The following is a 6,288-nucleotide window of genomic DNA, read 5'->3' on the forward strand; positions in this document are numbered from 1 at the left end:
TGTGACCTGGGGTTTCACGTCGGGCCTCCGGCGTCTGCCGGGCACCCTCGCCCGCCCTGGCCGACGAGGACGTGCTCTCCGCCCGCGGCTCCGGCGGCCGACCGCCGAGGAAGCGTCGCTGCTCGACAGCCGGAAGGCCGCCCCCGGCGCGCACGTCCGGGTGATCCACCGCAGCGCCCCGACCGAGGCAGGCCCGTTGCGGCCTTCCATCACGTCAGTTACGAGGCCGTTCCTCCAACGGATCCCGATCGTTCTCCTCGCCTGAGCGGGCAGAGGGGAGCTGCAGCGGATCGAGACCTCTCCTGTGCACCGACACGGGAGCATGGAGCAGGTCCGCATGGTCAGGCACGTTCTGTACGACGGCGATGAGATTGCCGATGGCGGATCCCAGGTGTTCACTTTTCCAGCGCAGAACGCCCTGCAGCCTCATGAGCGCCGTGGTCAATTCGCTGTCGGTGGCTCTCTCGGAGTTCTCGATGAGGAGTTGCAGATCTCCCTGAATCTGTTCATCCCGAGGCAGCTCAGACACGTGCGCCTCACGAGCGGTGAGAGCTCGGGCCACGTATGCCAGTTGGTCGAGTCCCTCATTTTCCCCGCTCTGGATCGCATCGCGGCCCCAGACGACATAGCCGATCATCCATGCGTGCAGCGAGAGGAGCCAGTACCGCGCCTGCCGACGGGCCTCCTGCTGCTTCTCGCTGAGGAATTGGGTGCTCAGGTGCCGAACGGCAGTGACTCCAGCGGCCACACCGAACGTGGCACTTCCGTACTGCACTGCGTCAGTGAGCGACTGGCTGAAGCCCAGATAGCTGGTGGCCCATGTCGCTACACCGGCAGCCAGGGAGTTGACTCCGTCCTGAAGAAGCCGGAACCGAGCGATCCGCACGTCGTCGGCGACTCCGTGCAGGATTTCGTTCGCCATCTCGATCCGCAGGATCTCCTCGTCGTCCGACGGTCCTCGCGAATCAATCAGGAGGCCGTAGATCGCAACCGAGAATCGCTTGCCGAACAGAGCCGACCGTTCCGCTGTCGGTTCGGCACCGATCAAGCCAAAAGCTTCGCCACCCTTTTCTGTGGCCGCCGCGCGCTGGCCCCAGTCCGCCAGGCGTTTGAAGAAAGTCGTGTTCGTTCCGTTGCTCCACTCCGGGAAGCGGACCCCATGAGTGAATGTTTCGCGAGTCAAACGCGTCGCCGCCCTCATGACGCCACGACTGCGCTCCCCGGGGATCGACGTATGGTCCAGCTCGTCGCACAGCAGCTTGGCGGCCTGCGTGATCTCAGGCGGGGTTGGATCATCCCGCTTACGGCCTGGACAGAGCGCCTCGACTACAGCCTTGTAGCGAATATCCGACAATAGTGCACGCCGATGCACTATCCGTTTCAGAACTCGAAACCCACGGTACGCATGTGTCGCAGACCGCCCCGCGTCCCCCATGATGGCCATGCGGGGCAGGGTAGTGACCTCCGTCACTTGGCAGCCACTCCGCACCGCATGAGTACCGTCGAGGCCGTCATGGCTAATTGGGGTCGCTACTGCCGCAGAGCGAGCGATCAGGGGTTGAACGTAGCCCCTTTTCGATCGATTCGGTCGACGTAGTTACACTGAAGCATGTCTGGCATCGCCGAGTCGTGATCACTGAGCCCATATCTTTCACTCCCGGGTGCGACTATCTCGTTCATTGGTTCGAGAACAGGCGGCCCGGCCCCCCGGCCTCGGTGCCCCCCGGGCCGCTACCGCTGACTCCCCTGCTGCCGCCCGGCCCGGTAGTCGTCGAGGAGCTCGAAGAACAGGTCCATCGCGGGTACCCCCGCCGTCTGCGCCTCGCGTTCGATCTCGGCCGCCCAGGTCAGGGAGCTGTCCCGGCCGAGGCGTCGGTGTAGCCAGTGGGTGAAGGCGGCCTCGTCGGCGGGGCTCCAGAAGTCCGTGGGCTCGGTGATGCCGTGGATGTCCAGGGCGATGCGGTAGCCGAGCAGCATGGAGTACAGATGGCACAGGGAGCCGTGGGCGACCCGCATGGAGGGGCGGCGGCGAACCTCGGTCAGGAAGTCCTGGATGTTCGCCGGTTTCGGGGAATACCCAGCCGTCACGCGTCCCGGTCCCTCCTGCGGATGGCGAAGAGGGTGACGCCGCCGGTCGCCACCAGGGTCAGGGCCAGGGCGCCTATCAGTGGGGTGACCTCCGAGCCGCCGGTGTCGGCGAGGTTGACGTCCGTGTCCGGGGTGGTGACGTCGGCGGTCGTGGTGGGGCTGGGCTCGGTCAGGGTCTGGGTGGAGTCGCCGGCCGTGGTGGTCTGGTTCTGGCAGTCCAGGACGCCGGTGAAGCGCTGTTCGAAGCCGCCGGTGCCGCTGACGGTGAAGTCGTAGGGCTGGTCCTCCTGGAGGGGGACGGAGACCGTGCGGGTCTCGCCGGGGGCGATGGTGTACTCGGTCGCCAGCAGTTCGAAGGTGAACGCGTCGTCGCCCTCGTTGGCCGCCGTGAGGTCCAGGCCGCCGCCGATGTCGTCCCCGGTGCAGTTCTCCGCGGCCGACAGCGCGGGTATTGCGCCCCGCTTCGCCCAGTTCGCGGTGGCCGTCGCCGTGACCGTCGACTCGCTGGAGCCCGCCAGGATCTGGGTTTGGCTCCGGCTCTCGGAGGCGAAGGCGCGGCCGACCGGCACGGTGGTCGAGGCGTGCACGGTCAGGTCGGCCGTGCCGGCCGTCGCGTCGTCGGGCACGTCGAAGTAGATCTCGGTGCCGTCGGTGACGGTGCCGACCGGTTCGCCGTCGGCGTCGACTATGCGTACGCCGCTGGTGGCGGAGTCGGCGGGCGGGGTCACCGTCGCGCCGCCGGCGTTGGTGTGCACCGTGACCGGGCCGAGCCGTTCGCCGGGCCGGCCGGAGACGGCGGGCGGGTCGACCGTGAGGGACGCCGTGGGCTCGGCGACGGCGCGGGCGTTCTTCTCCAGGTAGTCCGCGAGCCGCTCGGCCTCCGGGTCGGCGGCTTCCACGTCCGCCTGGTCCGAGTACCGCCAGATCGCCACCTGGGTCCCGGCCGCCGCGTCCTCCTCGGTGAGGGAGCCCCGGACGCCCGCCTTCTTCGCGAGCGACGCGAGATCGTTGACCTGCGGATAGGAGTTCTGGAGGATCCAGCGGACCCGGCCCGCGTCCTGGTTGGTGCCCAGCGAGGTGCCGCTCCAGGGCGTCTCGTGGTATTTGGCGTCCTTCTGCGTGGGGTTGAGGAGGTCGACGCAGTAGGTCTGGAGCATGCCGCCGCCCTCGACGGACATCTCGAACAGGCCGGCCGAGACCTCCTGGTCGCCCGTCTCGTCGTGGATCACGGCGGTGCCGTACGTCTTCAGTCCGCTCATGGTGGCCGTCGCGCCGCCCTGGCCCTGTGCCAGTGCCGTTTCCTGCGCGGCGGCCCGGCCGGCGCCCGCCAGCACGGTGGTGGCCACGGCGAGCACGGACACCAGGGACGAGGCGGCCAGGCGGGCCGCGCCGCGCCGGTGCGCGGACAGGTCAGTGAGCGAAGCAAGCACCAAATTCCCCTTCGAGCGGGACCGGTTGGCGTGGGGAGCACGGTCCCACCAGCAGAATCAGCGGCCCCTCGGGGCCCGTTCGGCATCCTAAGGATCTGGCACATCGTGCCGGCCGGTGGGGCCGCCCGATCATCGATCCGACTCGGAATCGTTATCGCCGAACCGCAGGTGAGCAGGGCTTATCGACAAATCCACCCCGGTGGGGTCGGTATGCATCTGTCGATAAGCCGCCAACTCGACGGATACGGCTCAAGCGGCAGGAAACGTCAGGAGCGCGGCCGTGGTCAGGTCACCCCGGCGGGTTCCTTGTGCCGGGCGGTGTCCCGGTCCCGGGCCTGGTCCCGGTCCCCGGACTCGTCCGCCGGTGTTTCCCAGTCCGGCTCGGGACGCGCGGCGGCGGCCGCCGGTTCCGGCCGGTTCACCCGCCGGAAGGCCGACGTCCCGCGTGCCATGTCGTGGCCGACGGCCACCGCGTCGATGTCCGCCGAGGTCCAGTTCTGCCCCTCGCGCACGTCGGTCCGCACCTTCAGCCGGCCCTGCACGATGACCGGCTCCCCCACCTCCAGCGATCCCGACACGTTGGCGGCGAGCTGGCGGTTGGCCCACACCGTGAAGAAGTTGGTGTGGCCGTCCGTCCACGCGTTCTTCTCGCGGTCCCAGTAGCGCGAGGTGACCGCCAGCCGGAACCGGGCCGACGGGCCGTTCGCCAGCTCCCGGAAGACCGGCCGGGTCGCCACGTTGCCCACCACGCAGACCATCGTCTCGTTCATCTTCGCCCACCCCTCCCATGCCGCCGGGGCTGTCCCGTACGGCCGTGGCGACCGCGTCCGTCGCGCTCGCCGCACGGCCAGACTGCCCCGTCCGGGCCGGACCCGCCGGGCTCTGTGGATCACCCTCCGCCTGTGGAAAACTCCGCCACCCGAACGGGTGATCCGGCCCCCGTCACCCGCCCGTACTGCTCCCGTACCTCCCGGTACCGCAGCAGCTCCGCCGCCAGCGGGTCCAGTACCCGGGCCCGGCCGCAGCCGGCGGACGTCTCCCGCAACCGCCGCTCCGCCTCCTGGCCGTACCGTCTGGCCGGGCCGCGCGCCGCCATCCGGCAGCTCCACTCGATCAGCGGGCCGCCGACGATCCCGGACAGCATCAGCAGCACCGGCACCCCCAGGTTGGGAGACAGGACGCCGGCGATCTGGCCGAGCAGCCACAGGCCGCCCACCACTTGCAGCAGGGTCATCGACGCCTGGGCCAGGACGGCCATCGGCCACCAGCCCGGCCGCGGCGGGCGCCCCGGCGGCAGCCCCGAGCGGGCGGCCAGCTCGTCGAGCGCCTCGGGCAGCCCCTGCGCGCCGCGCACCGCCGCCTCGCGCACCGCCTGCGCCCAGGGCGCGGGCAGCCCGGTGGACGCCCGGTCGGCCACCGTACGCACCGCCTGTTCGACCCGCTGGCGGGCGGTCGCTTCCTCGTCGGCCTGGGAGCGCAGCGGGAGCCGCCCGGTGGGAGGTTCGCGCCGGTCGTGGTACCAGCGCCAAAGGCGCAGCCAGGGGGTGCCGCACGCGCGGTTGGCGTTGCGCAGCCAGGCGCGTTCGGCCGCCTCGCCCGCCGCCGTGGCGCCCACCGCGTCGGCCAGCCGGTCGGCGAACTCCTCCCGCGCCTCCTCGCTGAGCCCGGTGCGCCGCCCGGTGACGTACACGGACCGCAGCCGCCCGGCGGCGGCGTCCACGTCGGCGGCGATGCGGCGGGCCGGTGCCTCCCGTCCGGCGACGAACTGGCCGAGCACCTCGCGCAGCTCGCCCATGCCGTCTCCGGTCAGCGCGGACAGGGCGAGTACGGTGGCGCCCGGTTCGCCATACTCCCCCAGCGCGATGCCGTCCTCGTCGAGCAGCCGCCGCAGGTCGTCGAGGACCTGCTCGGCGGCCTCGCCGGGCAGCCGGTCGACCTGGTTGAGGACGACGAAGGTGACCTCCGCGTGGCCGGCCAGCGGGCGCAGATAGCGCTCGTGCAGGACGGCGTCGGCGTACTTCTCCGGGTCGACGACCCAGATGACGGCGTCGACCAGCGCCAGCACCCGGTCGACCTGTTCGCGGTGCTGGACGGCGGCGGAGTCGTGGTCGGGCAGGTCCACCAGGACCAGGCCGCGCAGTTGCGCGTCGGTGCCGGGCTGCTGCACGGGCCGCCGGCGCAGCCGGCCCGGGATGCCGAGCCGGTCCAGCAGGGTGGCGGCGCCGTCGCTCCAACTGCACGCGATGGGCGCGGAGGTGGTCGGGCGGCGTACCCCGGTCTCCGAGATGTTGACCCCGGCGAGCGCGTTGAACAGCTGGGACTTGCCGCTGCCGGTGGCGCCGGCCAGGGCGACGACGGTGTGCTGCCCGGAGAGCCTGCGCCGCGCGGCGGCCTCGTCCAGGACCCGGCCGGCCTCGGCGAGGGTCCGGCTGTCCAGGCGGGTCCGGGAGAGGCCGACCAGTTCGCGCAGCGCGTCCAGCCGGGAGCGGAGCGGGCCGTCGTAGGCCAGCGGGGTCACGGCCTGGGCGCCGCCCGAGGTGCGGTCCTCGAGGCCGGCGCAGAGGGACGGGGCGGAGGCGGTGGTGTAGGACTCGGCGCCGGCGGAGGTCTCGTTCACCCGCCGTGCGATCAGCCCGTCGTCCCAGGCGCCCTCGGAGTCCTCGAAGTCCACGGCGTCTTCGGCCTCCCTCGCGCCCTTGCCGGCGGGGCGCCGGCCAGGGCGACGACGGTGTGCTGCCCGGAGAGCCTGCGCCGCGCGGCGGCCTCGTCC

General features: G+C 71.2%; 5 protein-coding genes. All 5 read right to left on the minus strand.

Going from position 1 to position 6,288, the window contains the following annotated elements:
- Nucleotides 1-214 precede the first annotated feature (214 nt).
- Nucleotides 215-1,444 carry a hypothetical protein gene (locus ACTT8P_RS08990; RefSeq protein WP_442831009.1) on the minus strand — a complete coding sequence of 410 codons (1,230 nt, stop codon included), beginning with the start codon at nt 1,442-1,444 and terminating at the stop codon, nt 215-217.
- Nucleotides 1,445-1,731: 287 nt separating this feature from the next.
- Entirely contained in the window at nt 1,732-2,088 is a 357-nt protein-coding gene (locus tag ACTT8P_RS08995) for a hypothetical protein (protein ID WP_442831010.1), read from the minus strand.
- Nucleotides 2,085-3,518 carry a Cys-Gln thioester bond-forming surface protein gene (locus ACTT8P_RS09000; protein ID WP_442831011.1) on the minus strand — a complete coding sequence of 478 codons (1,434 nt, stop codon included), beginning with the start codon at nt 3,516-3,518 and terminating at the stop codon, nt 2,085-2,087. Before ACTT8P_RS09000 ends, ACTT8P_RS08995 begins: the two co-directional genes overlap by 4 nt.
- A gap of 284 nt (nt 3,519-3,802) precedes the next feature.
- Nucleotides 3,803-4,288, minus strand: coding sequence for a single-stranded DNA-binding protein (locus tag ACTT8P_RS09005; RefSeq protein WP_442831012.1), 486 nt, complete (start codon nt 4,286-4,288; stop codon nt 3,803-3,805).
- A gap of 119 nt (nt 4,289-4,407) precedes the next feature.
- On the minus strand, nt 4,408-6,288 hold a 1,881-nt coding region (locus tag ACTT8P_RS09010; RefSeq protein ID WP_442831013.1), incomplete at its 5' end, for a GTPase.

The sequence above is a fragment of the Streptomyces sp. JW3 genome (assembly GCF_052216785.1).
GTDB lineage: Bacteria > Actinomycetota > Actinomycetes > Streptomycetales > Streptomycetaceae > Streptomyces.

Excerpts from the sequence above, each read along its gene's own strand:
- ACTT8P_RS09005 (WP_442831012.1), bottom strand. The coding sequence starts at position 4,288 with ATGAACGAGACGATGGTCTGCGTGGTGGGCAACGTGGCGACCCGGCCG.
- ACTT8P_RS08990 (WP_442831009.1), bottom strand. The coding sequence starts at position 1,444 with ATGGCCATCATGGGGGACGCGGGGCGGTCTGCGACACATGCGTACCGT.